Below are 3,594 nucleotides of genomic sequence, written 5' to 3'. Positions count from 1 at the left end.
GCAGGTCGCCCTTGCAGGCGATGAAGGACTGGCACAAACTCAAGCCGCAGTTGTTCAGGAAGAAGCCATACTACCTTCCGGGATGTGACAGCTAGGTGCCGAATAAAGTGCGAAGTTTTGGCTGCTAATAATTGCACCGGACGGAACAAGCCCAACTGGCAAGTACTCACGCCGTTCAGAGGTGATCCTTGGCATGACCAAAGTATCCTCATCACCGGACTGACGCACCTCACCAAACGAGTACGGTAGATTCGCCAATTTTACAGTAGCCGCGCGGTTGGAGTTTTCTCGGTGCGCTTTTACCATCGCAAACCGGGCGGCCAGCCAAGTGTAGCTTCTGGCTTCAGCATAGTCATTGGCAGTAACCCAGATGCAGAATTTTTGAATTCCGTTTATGAACTCTTGAGAGCCGATGAATGGCCTTATGAATTTTTCGGGAACGCCTTCCGCCTTAGCAGTTCTTGCTTGGTCAGCATCAAGCAGAAGCGCGCCGCCGTCATTGGGCATGTTACCAAATAGCATTTCCGGCAATCCGAACTTGCTCGACCGCGATGGAGAGATTTCGATGTTTGGTGCCGCGACTAGATAACCGTTGATGTTAGCAACTTCACGTGCTTCGAAGCCTTTCTCACCCTCGGAGAAAAGGATTGCGCGCGACTTTGGTTCCTTAGAAATTGCGACAATCGAAACAGTAACGCCAGCGTTATGGGATGCCAAGTTTGACCAAGTAAATGAAGTGTGGGCAAATGAAATTGAGTAACCCGCGGAAAATATTGGTCCCCATAGCGCGTCAACTTGCCGCCCTTGGTTCACCGAATTGGTGGTCACAAATGCTGCACATCCGCTTGTGAAGCGAAGAAAATCTGCGGCTTTTGCAAACCACCCGCAGACATAGTCCAAAATCTTTGTGCTGGTGGTCAAATTTTTGAACGCTGAATCTAAGTCTTCTTTCTGTTCAACAGACTGTTGTTGACTGCCTTTGTAAGGTGGGTTCCCGCAGATATAGGTCTCGCCCCCCTCGTTCGCGAAGTCGATCTGCGCCTGATCCAGCGGCGACATGAACAGGTCATCGGCCTGAAACTTCACCCCCGTCCCCGTGGGCGGGCAGACCGACAGCCAGTCCAGCCGCAGGGCGTTGCCGCAGGTGATCCAGTTCTGCGCGTCCAGCGGCAGGAATTCGGCCAGCGCCTCTTTCTGGCCGCGATAGCGCACGTCGCATTGGTATTCCGCGATGATCAGCGCCAGCCGTGCGATCTCGGCCGAAAAATCCCGCAACTCGATCCCGCGATAGTTGGTCAGGGGAATGTCGGTGCGCCGCAGCGGCTCGCCTCGGCGCTTGTTGATCTCAAATTCCAGCGCGCGCATTTCCTTGTAGGCGATGACAAGGAAGTTTCCCGACCCGCAGGCAGGATCGAACACGCGGATCCTGGCCATGCGGGCGCGCAGATTGGCCAGCTTGCGCGCATTGTCACCCGCCGCCTCCAGTTCCGCGCGCAGATCGTCAAGGAAGAGCGGGTTCAGCACCTTCAGGATGTTCGGCACCGAGGTGTAGTGCATGCCGAGGACAGAGCGTTCCTCCTCATCCGCGACGGCCTGGATCATGGACCCGAAAATGTCAGGGTTGATCTGCGTCCAGTCGAGGCTGCCAATATGGGACAGGTAGCGCTGCGCGATCTTGGAAAAGCGCGGCACATCGGTGCTGCCCGAAAACAGCCCGCCGTTCACATAGGGAAAGGTGTCGGCCCAACGGGGCAGCTTGGCCTCGGCGCGCCTGGCGATGGGCGTGTTCATGGCCCTGAAGATTTCGCCAATCACTTCGTGCGTGTTCGACCCGTCGCGGTTGGCCATCTGGTCGATGGTGGCGGTGAAGAGGTTGTCGCTGACGAAAATGTCGGTGTCTTCGGCGAAGAAGCAGAAGATCAGCCGCGCCATGAAATGGTTCATGTCGTGGCGTTTTTCCGCGCTGCCCCAGTCGGGGTTGTCCTTGATCAGCTCGACATAGAGCCGGTTGAGGCGGCTGGTCGCGCGGATATCAAAGGCGCTCTCGCGGATCTGTTTGACGGTGGAGATACCGGCCAGCGGCAGGAAGAAACCGAAGTGATCGGGGAAATCGGTGTAACGGCAGGCGATGGTTTCGCCCGTGGCGATATCCTCGGCCTCGAGGTCGATGCCATCTGTGGCGAGGATGAACTTCGCCTTCGCGCGGGTGGTGGCGGGGCTATCGCGAAGGGCGGTCATGGTTGCCGCGATGTCGCCCGGCGCGCAGGTCGCAAGGTGGATGTTGTTGGTCTGCAGGACGCCGCCGAGGTCGGACTTGTTCGACGCGCCGGTGCGCAGGCGCTTGATGGTGGTTTCTTTGTTCCCGAAGGCCATGAGGAAGGCATAAGGGAACTCGGCCGCGTCAAAGGGCTGCTCGGCAAGTTCGGAAACGGCTTGTTCGATTTCAACGGCGTTCATGCGGCTGTCCAGGGGTTGATCAGGTCGATCTCGCAACCCTCGAAGTCAGGCGTATTGCGCGTGGCGACGGTGGCGCCGCGGGCGTGGGCAATCGCGGCAATCTGGCAATCGACCTGTGCGATCGGTTGGCCGACCGCGCGACGTGCAGCGGCGATGGTGGCGTAGGACTGAGCCGCGTCGCTGTCGAAGGGCAGAATGCGTCCGGCGAAGTCCTCTCGCAGGACGCGATCCACAGCGTCAACCAGCGCGGCGCGGCGCGCGGCTTGTCCCATGATCGCGAGCCTGTAGCGAAGTTCCGCCTCCGATATCGAGGTCAGGTATATGGATAACCCATCCTGAGCCGACAGCCAGTGTTCGACCTTGGGCTCCGGGGCGGGGCGCAACAGCTCGGAGATGACATTCGTGTCGAGGATGATCATGCGTCAGGCCCGGTCGAATGCGGGCGGTTCACGCATGGGCTCTCGCTGCGGAAGGTCGAGATCCACGCCACCCAGAGGCGCGACACGTGCACGGATCGCTGCAGCAAGATCGTGGGATGGCTTCGCTTCGCCGACGACGTGGCGCAGGATTTCGCGCGCCTCCTCTTCCATTGAGCGGCCATGCTCGGCCGCGCGGATGCGAAGGCGCCGCTTCACGTCATCGTCAAGGTTCCGGATGGTAATGCTTGCCATGATCTCCTCCTGATCGAAGTGTAATCATCGCAATCAATGCGATCAAGTGCAAATGCATTCATGGAGGGTAAGAAGAGGATGTTCTCAGGCAGGGGCAAAACACTACGACAATTGTCAACTGTCGGTTCTTCCATCTGCTTCAGCTTTCCTCTGGCGTATTCACTACAGCACGGGACCTGTCCTTTAACCATATGTCTGCGTCTGGGACGCCGGGTGTGCAAACCCCATTTAATGCATATCGTCGACGAGCAACTTACCCCGCTTCGCACCCCATCAGCATCTCACGCGCGCCCGGCATACGCTCCAGCGTCCGCTCAATCCTCTCACGCCACCTAGGGCCGCGCGCCATTGCGTCGGTGTAAGCGTCCCAGTGAACTGGCCCCTTTTTCGACCGGACACTTGGGCATAACCATGGAGGCTTAGGTATATGCCTGAGCACGTGCTTATGTCTGAGATAGAAATCATA

Annotated in this window: 2 protein-coding genes and 1 pseudogene; all 3 read right to left on the bottom strand. The window is 58.1% G+C overall.

The genetic code is table 11. The features are described 5' to 3' along the window. Positions 1-81 precede the first annotated feature (81 nt). Positions 82-2,457, bottom strand: a pseudogene (locus ABIE57_RS20355) (class I SAM-dependent DNA methyltransferase); the annotation flags it as partial. Further along, positions 2,454-2,876, bottom strand: a complete 423-nt coding sequence (locus ABIE57_RS20350) for a type II toxin-antitoxin system VapC family toxin (RefSeq protein WP_354540861.1) — start codon at positions 2,874-2,876, stop codon at positions 2,454-2,456. The gene ABIE57_RS20350 and the pseudogene ABIE57_RS20355, both read right to left, overlap by 4 nt. A 3-nt stretch (positions 2,877-2,879) precedes the next feature. Next, positions 2,880-3,128, bottom strand: coding sequence for a FitA-like ribbon-helix-helix domain-containing protein (locus tag ABIE57_RS20345; protein ID WP_354540860.1), 249 nt, complete (start codon positions 3,126-3,128; stop codon positions 2,880-2,882). Positions 3,129-3,594 lie beyond the last annotated feature (466 nt).

This window comes from Roseovarius sp. MBR-6 (assembly GCF_040547525.1).
Classification (GTDB): domain Bacteria; phylum Pseudomonadota; class Alphaproteobacteria; order Rhodobacterales; family Rhodobacteraceae; genus Roseovarius.
Note: the sequence above shows the minus strand (reverse complement) of the source record. Positions and strands in the feature narration are given on the sequence as shown.

Excerpts from the sequence above, each read along its gene's own strand:
- ABIE57_RS20350 (WP_354540861.1), bottom strand. The coding sequence starts at position 2,876 with ATGATCATCCTCGACACGAATGTCATCTCCGAGCTGTTGCGCCCCGCC.
- ABIE57_RS20345 (WP_354540860.1), bottom strand. The coding sequence starts at position 3,128 with ATGGCAAGCATTACCATCCGGAACCTTGACGATGACGTGAAGCGGCGC.